Annotated in this window: 14 protein-coding genes and 1 tRNA gene; 3 read left to right on the top strand and 12 right to left on the bottom strand. The window is 72.5% G+C overall.

Annotated elements, in window-relative coordinates:
• Positions 1-82: 82 nt before the first annotated feature.
• Entirely contained in the window at positions 83-682 is a 600-nt protein-coding gene (locus ACIQ1J_RS11925; RefSeq protein WP_210963385.1) for a TetR/AcrR family transcriptional regulator, read from the bottom strand.
• A gap of 178 nt (positions 683-860) precedes the next feature.
• Between ACIQ1J_RS11925 and ACIQ1J_RS11920 the strand changes: the two genes are divergently transcribed.
• Positions 861-4,388 carry a S41 family peptidase gene (locus tag ACIQ1J_RS11920; RefSeq protein WP_403556356.1) on the top strand — a complete coding sequence of 1,176 codons (3,528 nt, stop codon included), beginning with the start codon at positions 861-863 and terminating at the stop codon, positions 4,386-4,388.
• Positions 4,389-4,467: 79 nt separating this feature from the next.
• Here the strand turns inward: ACIQ1J_RS11920 and ACIQ1J_RS11915 are convergent, their stop codons facing one another.
• The 4 genes from ACIQ1J_RS11915 to ACIQ1J_RS11900 all read right to left on the bottom strand — a co-directional run bounded on the left by ACIQ1J_RS11915 (position 4,468) and on the right by ACIQ1J_RS11900 (position 8,157).
• Positions 4,468-4,680: a hypothetical protein gene (locus ACIQ1J_RS11915; protein ID WP_210963383.1), complete on the bottom strand. Its 213-nt coding sequence runs from the start codon at positions 4,678-4,680 to the stop codon at positions 4,468-4,470.
• 86 nt (positions 4,681-4,766) lie between these two features.
• Complete coding sequence (locus ACIQ1J_RS11910; RefSeq protein ID WP_210963382.1) at positions 4,767-5,660, bottom strand: SDR family oxidoreductase; 894 nt, start codon at positions 5,658-5,660, stop codon at positions 4,767-4,769.
• The gene (locus ACIQ1J_RS11905; RefSeq protein ID WP_403556354.1) at positions 5,657-6,601 is read right to left on the bottom strand and encodes an alpha/beta fold hydrolase; all 945 of its coding nucleotides are present in this window, start codon (positions 6,599-6,601) and stop codon (positions 5,657-5,659) included. Before ACIQ1J_RS11905 ends, ACIQ1J_RS11910 begins: the two co-directional genes overlap by 4 nt.
• Entirely contained in the window at positions 6,598-8,157 is a 1,560-nt protein-coding gene (locus ACIQ1J_RS11900) for a flavin-containing monooxygenase (RefSeq protein ID WP_403556352.1), read from the bottom strand. The genes ACIQ1J_RS11905 and ACIQ1J_RS11900 overlap by 4 nt, the downstream gene beginning before the upstream one ends.
• 134 nt (positions 8,158-8,291) lie before the next feature.
• Between ACIQ1J_RS11900 and ACIQ1J_RS11895 the strand changes: the two genes are divergently transcribed.
• On the top strand, positions 8,292-8,954 hold the full coding sequence (locus ACIQ1J_RS11895) for a MerR family transcriptional regulator (RefSeq protein WP_403556350.1): 663 nt from the start codon (positions 8,292-8,294) through the stop codon (positions 8,952-8,954).
• 84 nt (positions 8,955-9,038) lie between these two features.
• Here the strand turns inward: ACIQ1J_RS11895 and ACIQ1J_RS11890 are convergent, their stop codons facing one another.
• Positions 9,039-9,842, bottom strand: coding sequence for an exodeoxyribonuclease III (locus ACIQ1J_RS11890; RefSeq protein ID WP_403556348.1), 804 nt, complete (start codon positions 9,840-9,842; stop codon positions 9,039-9,041).
• Positions 9,843-9,910: 68 nt separating this feature from the next.
• Between ACIQ1J_RS11890 and ACIQ1J_RS11885 the strand changes: the two genes are divergently transcribed.
• Positions 9,911-10,396 carry a GNAT family N-acetyltransferase gene (locus tag ACIQ1J_RS11885; protein ID WP_403556346.1) on the top strand — a complete coding sequence of 162 codons (486 nt, stop codon included), beginning with the start codon at positions 9,911-9,913 and terminating at the stop codon, positions 10,394-10,396.
• A gap of 10 nt (positions 10,397-10,406) precedes the next feature.
• On the opposite strand, the gene ACIQ1J_RS11880 is transcribed toward ACIQ1J_RS11885, so the two are convergent.
• The 6 genes from ACIQ1J_RS11880 to moaC all read right to left on the bottom strand — a co-directional run bounded on the left by ACIQ1J_RS11880 (position 10,407) and on the right by moaC (position 15,712).
• Positions 10,407-12,170, bottom strand: coding sequence for a hypothetical protein (locus ACIQ1J_RS11880; RefSeq protein WP_403556344.1), 1,764 nt, complete (start codon positions 12,168-12,170; stop codon positions 10,407-10,409).
• A 197-nt stretch (positions 12,171-12,367) separates the two neighbouring features.
• Positions 12,368-12,441 (bottom strand) — tRNA-Ala (locus tag ACIQ1J_RS11875).
• An 82-nt stretch (positions 12,442-12,523) separates the two neighbouring features.
• Positions 12,524-13,849, bottom strand: coding sequence for a gephyrin-like molybdotransferase receptor GlpR (gene glpR / locus ACIQ1J_RS11870; RefSeq protein WP_403556342.1), 1,326 nt, complete (start codon positions 13,847-13,849; stop codon positions 12,524-12,526).
• Positions 13,850-14,022: 173 nt separating this feature from the next.
• Positions 14,023-14,631, bottom strand: coding sequence for a GNAT family N-acetyltransferase (locus ACIQ1J_RS11865; protein ID WP_247697158.1), 609 nt, complete (start codon positions 14,629-14,631; stop codon positions 14,023-14,025).
• A 23-nt stretch (positions 14,632-14,654) separates the two neighbouring features.
• Entirely contained in the window at positions 14,655-15,194 is a 540-nt protein-coding gene (locus ACIQ1J_RS11860) for a molybdenum cofactor biosynthesis protein B (protein WP_403556340.1), read from the bottom strand.
• Complete coding sequence (moaC, locus tag ACIQ1J_RS11855) at positions 15,191-15,712, bottom strand: cyclic pyranopterin monophosphate synthase MoaC (protein ID WP_403556338.1); 522 nt, start codon at positions 15,710-15,712, stop codon at positions 15,191-15,193. Before moaC ends, ACIQ1J_RS11860 begins: the two co-directional genes overlap by 4 nt.
• Positions 15,713-15,731 lie beyond the last annotated feature (19 nt).

Genomic DNA, 15,731 nt, shown 5'->3' with positions numbered 1-15,731 from the left:
TCGGCCCGACGACGATGGGGGCACCGCCCACGCCCTTGAGGCAGTGGGGCTGGTTACGTCAGGTGGGCTCAGGCGGGGTTGCTCAGGTGGTGGGGACGCCGAGGGCGGGGAGGATCACGGCGTCGATGTAGGAGGTGAGGAAAGCCCGGGTCGGTGGCTGGTCCTCGAGCAGCGTGCGGGTGGCGAAGGCACCGACCAGCATGGGCACGAGGAAGTCCAGTGCGGGGCAGTCCGCTCTGATCTCGCCCCGGTCGACGGCGCGTTGCAGCAGGTGCCGGAACTCCGCCATCTCCGGTTCGACGAGTTGGTCCCGGAAAGCCTGGCGCAGGTCCGGGTTCTGGTGGAGCGCCATGGCCACGCCGCGCATCAGCGCGGAGTTCTGGGCCATGGTGCAGTCGTCCTCGCGGGCCATCAGGGCGTGCAGGTCGCCGCGCAGCGAGCCGGTGTCGACATCGCCGATCTCACCGGGCTTGTTGTGCCGCATGGCCCTGACGACCAGCTCGGGCTTGCCGCCCCACTGGCGGTAGAGCGTCGCCTTGCTGGACCGGGTGCGGGCCGCCACGGCGTCCATGGTGAGGGCGTCGTAGCCGACTTCCCGGAGCAGGTCGAGCACGGCCTCGTACAGCTCGGCCTCGCGCTCGGGAGTGATCCGACTGCGGCGCGCGGTGGCTGCCTCGGTCATCCCGCTCACCCCTCTCCGTGCCTCTGTGTGAACGACACCGTTTCGTACATGAACAAGGTACCCCACCCTCTAGCGAAACGAAACGGTTTCGTTCGTGTTCTGGGTCACGGTCGTCGGTTACTCATAAGTGCCCACGGGAGCGCGGGCCGAGTTGCCGGGGTCCGGCCCCCGGCAAAGCATGGGGTGGGTGAGCTACCTGCGCCTTCCGCACCTCAGTGGCGACCAGCTGTGCTTCGTGGCCGAGGACGACCTCTGGCTCGCGGACCTCGACGGTCCGGGCCGTGCCTGGCGGCTCACCGTCGACCGCACCAAGGCCGGCCACCCGCGCTTCTCGCCCGACGGCCGCCACATCGCCTACACCAGCTGGCGCAGCCTGTCGCCGGAGGTCCACCTCGTGCCGGTGGACGGCGGACCCGGACGGCAGCTCACCCACTGGGGCGGCCTCGACACCCGGGTCTGCGGCTGGTCCCCGCCCGAGCCCGACGGCCACGCCGCCATCCTCGCCGTCGCCTCGCACGGCGAACCCTTCTCCCACCTGACCTGGGCCTACAAGGTCACCCCCGACGGCGACCCCGGCCGCAAACTGCCCTGGGGACCGGTCACCGACATCCAGGCCGCCGATTTCGACGGCGAGCGCAGGACCCTGCTCCTGACCGGCACCCCGCCGCACGAACCCGCCGCCTGGAAGCGCTACCGGGGCGGCGCCACGGGCAGGCTCTGGCTGCACGGGCAGCGGCTGCTGCCCGGCCTCCAGGGGCACCTGCACTCTCCCCTGTTCGCCGGTGGCCGGATCGCCTTCCTCTCCGACCATGAGGGCGTCGGCAATCTCTACTCCTGCGCCCAGGACGGCTCCGACCTGCGCCGCCACACCGACCACGACGCCTGCTACGCCCGGCACGCCGCGAGCGACGGCGACCGCGTGGTGTACCAGTGCGCGGGCGACCTGTGGATCGTCGACGACCTGGCGCCCGGCTCGGTGCCACGCCGGCTCGACGTCCGGCTGAGCGGGCCGCGCGCGGGACGGCGTACCTACCAGGTGCCCGCAGCCCAGCACGTGGGCGGCGTCTCCGTCGACGAGACGGGCCGCGCGAGCGCCGTCGTCGTACGCGGCAGCCTGTACTGGCTCACCCACCGCGACGGCCCGGCCCGCACCCTCGCCGACACCCCGGGGGTCCGGGTGCGGCTGCCGGAGATGCTCGGGGCGAGCGGGCGGATCGCGTACGTGACGGACGCGGAGGGCGAGGACGCCGTCGAGATCGCCCACCTGCCGCGCGCGACCGGGGGCCGCGCGCCCAGACGGCTCGCCTCGGGGAAGCTGGGCCGGGTCCTGGAACTGGCCTCGGACCCGGCGGGCGAGCGGCTCGCCATCGCCTCGCACGACGGCAGGCTCCTGCTGCTCGACGTCTCGGAGGTGGACACGGAGGTCGCCCGGGCGCTGGACGCGGTGGGCACGGGGGGCCCGGCGGCGGAGGCAAGGGGTACGGGGAGCTCGGCGGCGGAGACGGCAAGGGGTACGGGGAGCCCTGCGGAGGCGGTGGCCGCCGCCAGCGGCACCGATACCGACACCGGTGGCGGCGGCGCGGACCCGGACGGGGCGACAGAGGGTGCCGGGGACAGCGGCACGGCAGGCGCGGCGGGGGCCTCCGGCCTCACCGGTGCCGCCGCGGGCCGCGTCACCGAGCTGATCCGGTCCGTCAACGGCCCCGTGAGCGACCTCGCCTTCTCCCCGGACGGGACCTGGCTCACCTGGTCGCACCCGGGCATCGGACGCTCGCTGCGGCAGATCAAGATGGCCCGGATCAACGGTCATCACGGGCAGAACGGGCAGGAGGGGCCGCTCGTCGTCGACGTCACCGACGGACGATTCGAGGACGAGAACCCGGTGTTCACCCGGGACGGCCGCTATCTCGCCTTCCTGTCCTGGCGCGGCTTCGACCCGGTGTACGACGTGCACACCGGCGACCTGTCCTTCCCGCTGGGCTGCCGCCCCTACCTGGTGCCGCTGTCCTCCGCGACCCCCTCCCCCTTCGCGCTGAACCCGGAGGGCCGTCCTGCCGCCGGGGGCCTGGACCCGCTGGAGGACGAGCCCGGCGAGGGCGGCGCGGTGACCGTCGAGGTGGAGGGACTGGAGAGCCGGGTGACCCCGTTCCCGGTCACCGCGTCCAAGTACTCGGCGCTGCAACCGGTCGCGGGCGGCGGCCTGGTCTGGCTGCGCTGGCCCATCTCCGGCGCGCTCGGCGAGACCTTCGCCAACCCGGCCGACCCGAGCGAGCAGCCCACCCTGGAGCACTTCAACCTCGCCAAGGCGAAGAAGTCCGAACTGGTCGACCACCTCGACTGGTTCCGGGTCAGCGGCGACGGCACCCGCCTGGTCGTGCTCGACGAGGGCGACCTGCGCGCCGTACCGGCGACCGAGACGGGCGACGGCGACTCGACCACCTGGATCGACCTGCGCCGCATCCTGCACGAGGTCGACCCGGCCGCCGAGTGGCGCCAGGCGTACGACGAGGCGGGCCGCCTGATCCGCGCCTACTTCTGGGACCCCGGCATGTGCGGCATCGACTGGGACGCGGTGCTGGACCAGTACCGGCCGCTGCTCGAACGGGTCGCCTCCCCCGACGAGTTCGCCGACCTGCTCCGCGAGGTACTCGGCGAACTCGGCACCTCGCACGCGTACGTCGCCGCCGCCCGGCGCAACGAGGGTCCGGCCCACTACCAGCGCCGGCAGGGCCTGCTCGGCGCCAACTTCGTGTGCCGGGACGGCCACTGGGTGGTCAAGCGCATCCTGCCCGGCGACTCCTCCGACTCCAAGGCACGCTCCCCGCTGGCCGGCACCGGCATCCGCGAGGGGGCGTCGCTGACCCACGTGGACGGCCGCCCGGTGGATCCGGTGACGGGCCCGTACCCGCTGCTGGCGGGAGCGGGCGGTACGACGGTGGAGCTGACCTTCACCCCGGGCGAGGGCGGCCCGGGACCGGCCCGCCGGGTCGCCGTCGTACCGCTCGTCGACGAACGGCCGCTGCGCTACCAGGACTGGGTGGCCAAACGCCGCGAGGTGGTACGCGAGTTGAGCGGCGGGCGGTGCGGCTACCTGCACATCCCCGACATGGGCGGCTCCGGCTGGGCGCAGTTCAACCGCGACCTGCGCATGGAGGTGTCCCGGCCCGCGCTGATCGTGGACGTGCGCGGCAACGCGGGCGGCCACATCAGTGAACTCGTCATCGAGAAGCTGACCCGCACCATCCTGGGCTGGGACCTGACCCGCGACGCGCAGCCGGTGTCGTACACCTCCAACGCCCCTCGCGGGCCCGTCGTGGCGGTCGCGGACGAGGCGACGTCCTCCGACGGCGACATGATCACGGCCGCGTTCAAACTGCTGCGCCTCGGCCCGGTGGTCGGGCAGCGCACCTGGGGAGGCGTGGTCGGCATGACCGGCCGGCACCGCCTCGGCGACGGCACGGTGATCACGGTGCCGATGAACGCTGCCTGGTTCGACGCGTACGGCTGGTCCGTGGAGAACTACGGCGTCGCCCCCGACGTCGAGGCGATGCGCACCCCGCTGGACTGGGCCGAGGGCCGCTACCCGGTACTGGACGAGGCGGTCCGGCTGGCCCTGGAGCTGCTGGAGACCAACCCGCCCGCCACGCCGCCCGGTTACGACGGCGTACCCGACCGGTCGCGGCCGCCGCTGCCACCCAGGGCGTGACCCGGAAGCGAGCCCGGGGCAGGCGAAAGGGCGCCCTCCGCGCGTGCGGTGGGCGCCCCTTCGACTCAGCGGCGGCGCGTCAGGCGTCGCTGCCCTCGAACCGCTCGTCCGTGTCACGGCGGCGCGTGGCGGGCTCGCGCTCCTCCGCGTCCCGGCGGCGCGACGGGTCCATCTCGTCCTCGTCACGACGGTGGTCGCGGTTCTTGAACTGCTCCCTGGCCTGGTCGGCCCGCTGCTTGCCCTGCTGCTGCATGCGCTCGGCCTTGTCCTGGAACTGGTCCTTCATACCCATGTGGGTTCACTCCTGTGATGTTCGGGCCCGGCCGGATCGGCCTGGCTCGATCAGATTCACATGGGCTGTGACCGTGCGCATGTCGATCACTTACGGACCGTAGTCCTGCTGGTCGGGCGCTGCTCGTCAGCCGCTCCGCCCGCGCCGACCAGGCCCGTGCGCACACTGTCGAGCCGGTCCCCGAAGCGCCGCATCTCGCGCTGCCCGACGGTGCCGATGACGGCCGGCAGGTAGCCGCGCATCCCCTGCATGCCGCGCAGCCACCACTGCCCGTAGACGTGGGCCGAGCGTCGCTCGATGCCCTCCACGAGCCGGTCGACCGCCGGGCCCAGCGGATAGGTCTTGTTCGACGGCCAGGGCAGCCGCCGGCGCAGTTCGCGCATGACGTCGTCCTGGTCCGCGCCGCGCACCATGTCGGTGTCGGTCCAGGACAGATAGCCGACGCCGACCTTCACACCCCGGTGCCCGACCTCGCCGCGCAGGCAGTGCGCGTACGCCTCGACACCGGACTTGGAGGCGCAGTAGGCGCTCATCATCGGCGCGGGGGTGAGGGCGGCGAGGGACGCGATCTGGAGCAGGTAGCCGCGGCTCTCCAGCAGCGCCGGCAGGAAGGCGCGGGCCGTGACGGCCGAGCCGATCAGGTTGACCTCGACGACCCGCCGCCAGGACTGAGGGTCGGAGTCGACGAAGGGCCCGCCGGTGGCGACGCCCGCGTTGGCGACGACGATGTCGATCCTGCCGAACCGTTCCTTGACCTCACCCGCGACCCGGGCCATCGCCTCGTGGTCGGTGACGTCGGCGTGCCAGTGCTCGCTCTCGCTGTGCAGCCGGGCCGAGACCTGCTTGAGCTCGTCCGGCTCCAGACCGACCAGGGCCACCTTCACCCCGCGCGCGGAGAGCTTGCGGGCCAGCAACTCCCCGACGCCCCGCGCGGCTCCGGTGACGACGGCGACCCGCCCTTCCAGGCTCACCCTGCTCATGCGCTCTCCTCGGCGTGTACGGCACGCTCGCCGCGTGCGGTGGGTATGTGGGTGGCGGCGAGGGCGCGTATCTTCCCGGTGACCAGCTCCGGCGCCTCCACCGGCGTCATGTGGCCGACCCCCGAAAGCTCCGTCAGGCCCACGCAGTGGGGCAGCGCGGCGGCCAGCGAGCGGGCGTGCACGGGCGGGGTCAGCCGGTCGGCGGTGCCGACGACCACCTCCACCGGCATCGTCAACTCCCGTACCCCGTGGTCGAGGTCGAGCAGGTCCAGCACCTCCGACCAGGCGTGCCGCACCTTGCGCGGACAGGCGTGCACGATGCGGGCACAGGCGTCGACCATGTGCGGGGCCGAACCGGGGCCCATCGTCCCGTACTTGAGGATCCTGCGCGCGAGGGGCGTGACCGGCCCGAGCGGCGCCCGGGAACCGAGGATCCGCCGGGTCAGCCAGGTACGCACCCGGCCCTCCCCGAGCGGCACCACGGTCGAGGAGGCCACCAGCCGCGAACTGCCGGTGCTGCACAGCAGGACGGCCGCCGCGTGCTCGCGCACCGCGGGCCGGGTCGCGGCGGCCATCACCGTCATCCCGCCCATGGAGTGCCCGGCGATCACGGCCCGTTCGCCCGGTGCGAGCGTGGCCGACAGGACCGCCTCGAGGTCGTCGGCGAGGGCCTCGGTACCGCACGCCGGATTCGCCGGACTGCGGCCGTGGCCGCGCTGGTCGTACACGACGACCCGGTGGTCGGCGGCCAGCGCACGGACCTGAGCCGCCCAGAAGGCGGTCGAGCAGACCCACCCGTGCGCGAGGACGACCGCGGGGGCGCTCCCGGGGCCGTGCGCCTCGACGTGTATCCGGGCGCCGTCGGCGGCGGTGACGGTCAGCTCACGGGCGGGGGCGGGCGGCGCGTACGGCCCGGCGGCGGCGTGCAGCAGGCGGCTCACGCGCCCACCTCCGCGGTCGCGTCCGCGCCGGGGACCGCATCGGCGTCCGCGGCCGCGCTCGGTGCCGCCTCGGCGACGGCCGTACGCAGCACCTCGTACTCCGCGAGGTCCACGCGCCGCGTCGCGCGCCGGAACTCGGCGGTCGTGCCGGGCCAGACGGTGGTGTTGCGGCCGCTCGCGTCCAGGTACCAGCTGGTGCAGCCGCCGGTGTTCCACACCGTGCGCTTCATGCGCTCCTGCACCCGGTGGTTCCAGTTCCGCACGGCGGCGGGCCGGGCGTCGAGGGCGGTCCGGCCGCCGAGCACGTTGATCTGCCGCAGGTAGTCGGCCAGGTAGTTCAGCTGCGACTCGATCATCAGGATCATCGACGAGTTCCCGAGGCCGGTGTTGGGCCCGATGACCGTCATGAAGTTGGGGAAGCCGGCCGCCGACGCGCCGCGCAACGCCTCCATACCGTCCTTCCAGGTCTCGGCGAGGGTCCGCCCGTCCGCGCCCACGACACGCTCGGCGATGGGCATGTCGGTGACGTGGAAACCGGTGCCGAAGATGATCGCGTCCACCTCGGCCTCGGTGCCGTCGGCGGCGACGAGGGTCGAGCCGCGCACCTCGCTCAGTCCGCCGACGACGTCCACGTTCGGCTTGGCGAGCGCCGGATAGTACGTACTCGACAGCAGGATCCGCTTGCAGCCGATGCGGTAGTCGGGGGTGAGTTTGGCGCGCAGGGCCGGGTCCTTGATGGCGGCGCCCATGTTGCGCTTGGCGATCTGCTCGACGAAGCCCAGCTCGTTCGGATGCTTGGTGAAGGCCTGCACCTGGAGTTCCCGGATGCCCCACAGCAGCCCGCGGCGCAGCTTGGTGGTGACGGGCAGCGCCCGGTGCAGGGCGCGCTCGGCGCCGCTGATCGGCCGGTCCATGCGGGGCATCACCCAGGCCGGGGTGCGCTGGAAGAGGGTGAGGCGGCCGGCCTTCGGCTGGATGGACGGCACGATCTGGATGGCGGAGGCACCGGTGCCGATCATGGCGACCCGCTTGCCGGTGAGGTCGTAGTCGTGGTCCCAGCGGGCCGAGTGGAAGACCTTGCCGGGGAAGGAGTCCAGCCCCGGGATGTCCGGCACCTTGGGGTCGGACAGCGGCCCGGTCGCGGACACGACGACATCGGCGGTGAGACTCCCGCTCGCGGTCTCGATCTCCCACCGCAGCTGCTCGCCGTCCCACGCCATCCGCTTCACCTCCGAGTCGAAGCGGAGGTGGGGGCGCAGCCCGAAGGTGTCGGTCACATGCTCCAGGTAGGCGCGGATGTGCTCCTGCCCGGAGAAGGTGCGCGGCCACTCGGGGTTGGGTGCGAAGGAGAAGGAGTACAGGTGGGACGGCACGTCACAGGCGCACCCGGGGTAGCTGTTGTCCCGCCACGTACCGCCGACGCTCGAGGCCCGCTCCAGCACCACGAAGTCCGTGATCCCCTCGCGCCGCAGCCGCACGGCGGCCCCCAGCCCGCCGAAGCCGGACCCGATCACCGCCACCCGCACGTGTTCTTGTACCTGCTCGTGCTCGGCCATCCCGAAGCCTCCACGCGTCGCCTAGAACTCTGCCAGTGAACACTGGCGCAATGGGGAGAGTAGAGCAGCACCCGTACTGATGGGTAGGGGGCACGCGAGGAAAGTTACCGACGGTACGCCGTAGGCTCGACGCCGTGACCGAGAAGCGCGAATACCGCATGGCGGAACTGGCCCGGCTGGCCGGCATCACGGTGCGCACCCTGCGCTTCTACCGGGAACGCAAACTGATCCCCCCGCCCCGCCGCGAGGGCCGCATCGCCTGGTACGACGACCACCACCTGGCCCGCCTGCGCACCATCGCGGCACTGCTGGAGCGCGGCCACACCCTGAACGGCATCGCGGAACTCGCCGACGCCTTCGACCACGGCCGCGACGTCGGCGACCTCCTCGGCCTCGGCGAACCCACCGAGGAAACCCCGGTCCGCCTCACCCCCGAGGAACTCGCCGCCCGCTTCGAGGGAGAGGTCACCCCCGAGAACCTGGCCGCCGCGATGGACCTCGGCTACCTCGGCACCGACGGCGACGAACTCGTCCACATCAGCCACCGCCTGCTGGAGGTCTCCTCCGCCCTGGTCCGCGAGGGCATCCCCCTCGGCGAGGTCCTCCAGGCCGGCGCCCGAGTCCGCGAACACGCCGACGCCCTGGCCGACCTCTTCGCCGACCTGATCCTGCGCCACGCCCCCGAAGAGGAACTCCACCGCCTGCGCCCCCTGGCCCGCAGCGTCATCGAGGCGGAACTGTCCCTGGCGCTGGACCGGCGGATAGGGAAACCGGGCAGAGGAGGCGGAGAGGACTGACCGGGGTCCACGTCCTGACGACAGGGCCTAGTCCTGTCGTCAGGGCCTAGTCCTGTCGTCAGGGCCTAGTCCTGTCGTCAGGGCCTAGCGGTCGTAGACGACCGTCACCGGTGCGTGGTCGGACCAGCGCCCGGCGTGCGTGGCGGCCCGCTCGACGTGGCCCTTGACCGCCTTGGCGGCCAGCCCCGGGGTGGCCATGTGGTAGTCGATGCGCCATCCGGAATCGTTTTCGAAGGCCCGCCCCCGGTAGGACCACCACGAGTAAGGCCCCTCGACGTCCGGGTGCAGGGCGCGTACGACGTCGACGTAGCCGCCCTCCGCCGGATCCAGGACGCGCCCCAGCCACTCGCGCTCCTCCGGCAGGAAGCCGGAGTTCTTCTTGTTGGCGCGCCAGTTCTTGAGGTCGGCCTCGCGGTGGGCGATGTTCCAGTCGCCGCAGACCACGACCTCGCGGCCGTCGGCGGCGGCGCGTTCGCGCAGTTCCTTGAGGTAGGCGAGGAACTCGCCCATGAAGCGGACCTTCTCGTCCTGGCGCTGGGTGCCGACCTCGCCGGAGGGGAGGTAGAGGGAGGCGACGGTCACACCGGGCAGGTCGGCCTCGACGTAGCGGCCGCCGGCGTCGAACTCCGTCGAGCCGAAGCCGACCTGGACGCGGTCGGGCTCGCGGCGGGTGCAGAGCGAGACGCCGGCGCGGCCCTTGGCGGCGGCGGGGGCGTGCGTCACGTGCCAGCCGTCGGGGGTCCGGACGTGTCCGGGCAGCTGCTGGGGCTCGGCCCGTACCTCCTGGAGGCACAGCACGTCGGCGGAGGTGTCGGCGAGCCACTCCACGAAGCCCTTCTTCGCGGCGGCGCGCAGACCATTCACGTTTACGGAGGTCACGGTGAGCACCAGGGCACGATACCGGCACACTGGACGATGTCCCGCTCCGGGCAGTGCATTCATATACGGTAGGTAGCATGAACATACGCCGGGTCCCCTTCGACCACCCCGACGCCGTGAAGCTCAACGACGAGGTACAGGCCGAGTACGACCTCCGCTACGGCGACGGCGGCGACGCCACGCACCTGGACCCGTCGGACTTCGCGCCGCCGAACGGCCTGTACCTGGTCGCGTACGACGAGAACGACGTCCCGGTCGCCTCCGGCGGCTGGCGCAGCCAGGAGACCAACGACGAGGGTTACCGCGACGGGGACGCCGAGCTGAAGCGGATGTTCGTGATCGAGCAGGTGCGCGGGCGCGGGCTGGCCCGCCGCATCCTGGCCGCCCTGGAGGAGGACGCCCGTGCGGCGGGCCGGACCCGCATGGTGCTGGAGACCGGCACCAAGCAGCCGGAGGCCGTGGCCCTGTACACCTCCAGCGGCTACGAGCCCTGCGGGAAGTTCGGCTTCTACCGCTTCCACGAGGAGAGCCTCTGCTATGCGAAGGCTCTGCAGGTCCCGTAGCGCTTGACCGTCAGGCCCTCGTCAGGCCGTGTCGGCTGCCCTGGCGGCGGCGTGAGACGGCGAAGAGCACGCCGCCCGCGGCGAGGGCCAGCACCGCGCCGGCCGAGGCGAGCAGAGCCGCGGAGCCGGTGGAGGCCAGCAGGCCGTCCTGGCCGCCCTGCGGCGACTGGCCGCCGGTCGTGCCTCCGGTGGAGGCCGAGCCGCCGGTCGTGCCGGTGCCACCCGTGGCGCCCCCGGTGGAGGCCGAGCCGCCGGTCGTGCCGGTGCCGCCCGTGGTCTCCGAGCCGCCGGTGGTGCCGGAACCGCCCGTGGAGCCGCCGTCGGTACCGCCCGTGGTCCCGCCGGTGTCGCCCGGCGTCTCCTCGTCGCCGGTGCCGTTCAGCACGATCCAGCCGGTGTCGTTGGACGGGTCGCCCTCCCACGGGTTGTCCCACTCGGGAAGGGCGATCTTGCCCTTGGCGCCCTCGACGACCTTGTCGATGCGGAGCTGGAAGGTGAAGGTGCGGTGGTCGTCCTCGAGGAACGGGGTGTCGGCGAAGCAGAGGTACTCGGCCGTGGCCTCGTCGTTCATGGGGCGGCAGGGGCTGTCCACGACGCTCGCGCCCTCGGGGATCTGCACGCTGAAGCCCAGCGGCTCACCGCCCGAGCGCAGTGCCCCGATCCAGGCGGGTCCGTGGTTGCTCAGACCGATGCCGACCGTGACGGTCTCGCCCTGCTCGCCGTCGACGCGTGCACCGGTGAGGTCGAGGTCGTAGCTGTTCTGCGTGGGCAGGTCGATCTCGGCGTACTTCGTGTAGTCGCCGCTCTGGCCGCCCTTGACCGGCTTCAGGGTGAGCGTCCGGCCGGACCCCTGCCGGTAGTCGGCGCCCGACCGCAGCGCGCCGGCCTCCTCGGCGCCGACCGCGTCGAAGCCGTAGTGGAAGATGTCGCCGAGCGCGAAGTCCGCGGTCTTCACCCGGACGGGCTCGCTCAGTTCGTAGGCCGTGCCCGGCAGGAATTCGCCCTCGAAGGTGCACAGGGCGACCTTCTGATAGCGGATCAGGTCGTCCTTGTTCTCCTCCGCGTACGAGCAGTTGTCGTACGCGTCGGGGAAGGACAGGCCGCGCGTGCCGCCGAAGCGCAGGACCACGCCGTCGGCCGACATGCTGCCGACGTTGCGGAAGCCGAGCGGGGCGCTGTAGGTGTCACCGGCCTCGAAGTCCTCGGGTTCGGCCGGGAGCTTCTTCTTCAGCAGCTCGGGCCCGCCGACCAGCACGTCGACGGTGTGCTCGTTGAACTCCAGGCCCTCGCCGGCGCCCGTCACCTGTATCTTGCCGAAGTCCCCGGCCTCGGCGGTGTCCTTGAGGTCGAGACGGATGCTCCAGCTCGGGTTGTAGGAGTCTCCGGGGTACAGGCTGCTCGTGTCGCAGACGGCGGTCAGTGCGTCCACGTCGCACGACTGCGGCAGGTCGACCTCGGCGAAGCCCTTGAGCGCGGTGGCGTCGATGGTGACGCTGTAGCCGTTGTTCGGGACCGGCTCCGGGTCCGTGCCGCTGTCCGGGTCGTAATCCCCCGGCCCGGTGATGCCCAGCCGGATCTGCGGCTCCCCCGGCTCGCCCTCGGCCCCGTCCAGCGCCAGGTCCACCTTGTCCGGCCCGGTGATGGCGACGGGAAGCGGCGCCTGGCCGCCGTCCGCCTGTGCGACTCCGGCCAGCCCCAGCGTGGCGAGTCCCGCGACGGCCACTTGGGCCACTGCCGCGCGAGTCCACGGCGCGCGCAGGGAGCTACGTCTCATGCTTCTCTTCCGTTCCCAGACGACAGGACGGCGCCACTGCGGTGACGCCGCACACAGGTGACCCGCTGGTAACGGTGAAGGTTGCACAGTGCCCGGTCACGAATCCATCCCGGCCCCACATGCCTACAGGTGCGCCCCGGAAACGACGAAGGTCCCGTCCGATCGTGATGACCGGACGGGACCTTCGTCAATGTGCGTGGACCTGTGGGGATTTGAACCCCAGACCCCCTCGATGCGAACGAGGTGCGCTACCAGACTGCGCCACAGGCCCTTGCGACGTGTGAAACTTTAGCACCCCGACCGGCCTGCTCAAAAATCGCTAACGACCGGCGAGCAGGCGACCCGGCGGGAAGCTACTCGTTGGCCGCGCGGGGGCGGCCTCCGTCCTCGTACTGGTCGAAGAGCGGGGTCCGGCCCCGCTCCCGGGACCGGCGGGCGGATGCGGCGCGGCGGGCGTCGCTGCGGCCCGGGGTTTCCGCCCGGTCCTCGGTGTGGGTCGGCGAGTGGTCCGGCTGGGGATCGGCCGCCGCGTCCTCCTGGTCGGCGACGGCGCTGGAGCGTGCCGAGCTCCAGGCGTCCGGCGCCGCGAGGTCCACGTCGGGCGTGGCGCGGGGGGCGACCGGCGCGGTGACGTAGGTGGGCAGGGGGACGGGCACCGGGTCCCAGCTGTCGCCCCGCGGCCGCCGCTGCCGTTCGCGCTGCTGGTCGACCCACTCGGCGTGGTCGGTCTGCTCCACCAACGCACGCCGGTCGGCGGCGAGCGCCGACAGGCCGGAATCGGGCTCCTCCTCGGGTCCCTCGTCCGGCTCCTCGGCGTCGGGGTCGCCGACGGGGCCGACGGGGTCGGCGGGCATGCGCCGACGCGGCCGGCGGTCGCCGTCGCGCAGCCGCTGCGCGGCGACCTCTGCCTGGCGGCGGTCCATGTGGAACGCGAACCGGTGGCGTTCCTGCGAGCGCAGGTAGGCGATGTAGCCGCTGAGCAGTACGGCGGGAACCCCGGGTGCCCACAGGAAGGCGAGTCCGCCGACCGCCGCGACGACCGAGCCTAGGGTGAAGGCCAGGAACAGCATCACCGTCGTGCGCCGACGGCGCGCGAGGACCTTGGTGCGCCGGGCGCGGGCCGCGGCCGCCGGCGAGACGGGGGCGCGCCGGGCCTGCGGCACGCGCCTGCGCGCCGCTGCGGCACCGGGCCCGGGGGACTGTTCGGGTCTGGGGCCGTGCGGACGTCCGCCGGTCTCCTGGCGCGCCGGCTCAGGCTGGCGTGCCGGTTCGGGCTGGCGTGCCGGCTCAGGCTGGCGTGCCGGCTCAGGCTGGCGTGCCGGTTCGGGCTGGCGCGCCGGGCCGGGCTGCTCCGCGGGCTGGGCCGCGGGCTGCTGCCGTGCGTCGGGGCGGGGGTGCCGGTGCGTTCTGGACACGGCGAAGGCCCGGACGTCCACCGAGTCGGTGACGGCGTCCGGGGCGTCGGCGTCGGGCTCCGCCTCGTCGGCGGAGCGCGACCGCAGGTCCTTGGCGTACCGGCGCTCCATGCCCGCCCGTCCGGACAGCAGCCGGATGGCGGTGCTGAAGCGTTCCGTCGGACGGGCCTCGTTCAGCTCGTCCTGCCTACGGAGCCACATCGGCACCAAGTAGGCGGCCCAGGCCCCGACGATGACTGCGTAGATGAGGCCGCTGCTGCTCACGCCTCACACGGTAGAGGGGTTTGCTTGAGGCCATCCGCCAATTGAGCCGGTGTGTCGCACGATCTGGCTGATATTTCGAGCTTTTTTTGTGATCGATGTGATCAGCCGACTACCAGGGGTGCGAAATTATCCGTTCCGGACGGTCGCACCCCTGGTCAATTTCGAACGTTTATTCAATTACCGGTCTTCCGCGTACTCCGGTCGCGTGACCGGTGCCAGCGCCGCAGCAGCCCCTCCGGGACCTCTTCCGCGGTGAGCGCGAAGACGAGATGGTCGCGCCAGGCTCCGTCGATGTGGAGATAACGCGGCCTGAGACCCTCCTCGCGAAATCCGAGTTTCTCCACGACCCGGCGACTGGGCGCGTTCTCGGGGCGAATACAGACCTCGACGCGATGCAGTCCGACGGTGCGGAAACAGTGGTCCACCACCATCGCCACGGCGGTCGGCATCACCCCGCGGCCGGCCACCGCCTCGTCCACCCAGTAGCCGACGTGCCCGGAGCACATCGAGCCCCAGGTGATGCCGGCCACCGTCAACTGCCCGACCAGTCGCCCTTGGTACTCGATGACGAACGGCAGCATCCTGCCCGCGTGGGCCTCGGACCGCAGGTGCCGCACCATCTGGCGGTAGGTGGGGCGGTGCGTGAGCGGACCGCCGGGCGTCGGCGGCGGGATCGTCGCCTCCCACGGTCGCAGCCAGTCGCGGTTGCGCCGGTTGACCTCCCGCCAGGCCCGCTGGTCGCGCAGCCTTATCGGCCTGATGACGAGGTCGCCGTCCACCAGCTCCGCGGGCCAGGATGGGCTGTTCAGCTCGCACCCCCACCACTGGCTGGTCTGGCGTGGTCGCCGCCGCGGAGCTGGTCCACGGCGTGCGTGAGCAGCGGCTCCAGCACGGCGAGGCCGTCCTTCACCCCGCCGGAGGAACCCGGCAGGTTGACGATCAGCGTGCCGCCCGCCACTCCGGCCAGGCCCCGGGAGAGCACCGCGGTCGGCACCTTGTCCCGGCCGTACGCCCGGACGGCCTCCGCGATGCCGGGGACCTCGTAGTCGATCACCGCCCGGGTCGCCTCGGGGGTGCGGTCGGTGGGCGAGATGCCGGTGCCGCCGGTGGTGACGATCACGTCGTAGCCGGCCTCGGCACCCGCTCGCAGGGCGGCCTCGACGGGGTCGCCGTCGGGGACGACCCGGGGGCCGTCGACGGCGAAGCCGAAGCCGCGCAGGCCCTCGGCGATCAGCGGCCCGCCCTTGTCCTCGTAGACCCCGGCGGCGGCCCGGTTGGAGGCGGTGACCACGAGGGCGCTGTACGGCGCGAGGAGGCCGCCGCCGGCCGACCCGTCCCGTGTCATGACCGGCTCCAGTCGCCCGACTTGCCGCCCGTCTTCTCCTCCACGCGCACGTCCGTGATGACCGCTCCCTTGTCGACCGCCTTGACCATGTCGATCACGGTGAGCGCGGCGACGGAGACCGCGGTGAGCGCCTCCATCTCGACACCCGTGCGATCCGTCGTGCGCACCGTGGCGGTGATCTCCACGGCGTCGTCCGCGACCGACAGGTCCAGTTTCACACCGGAGACCGACAACGGGTGGCACAAGGGGATCAGGTCCGGGGTGCGTTTGGCACCCATGATGCCCGCGATGCGCGCGGTGGCGAGGGCGTCGCCCTTGGGGACCCCCTCGCCGCGCAGCAGCTCGACCACACGGGGCGCGACCAGGACGCGTCCGCTCGCGCGCGCGGTGCGTGCGGTCACTTCCTTGGCGGACACGTCGACCATCCGGGCGGCGCCCGCCTCGTCGATGTGCGTCAGCCGGTCCTGCGGGTCGTGCGCGTCCTGGCCGTGGTGCGTGGGTCGGTCCTGCGTACTCATGCTTGTGTGGCGCTCCCGG

The organism is Streptomyces sp. NPDC097107 (assembly GCF_044762405.1).
Classification (GTDB): domain Bacteria; phylum Actinomycetota; class Actinomycetes; order Streptomycetales; family Streptomycetaceae; genus Streptomyces; species Streptomyces thinghirensis.
The sequence above is the reverse complement of the archived record's forward strand: the minus strand, read 5'-3'. Positions and strand labels throughout refer to the sequence as shown.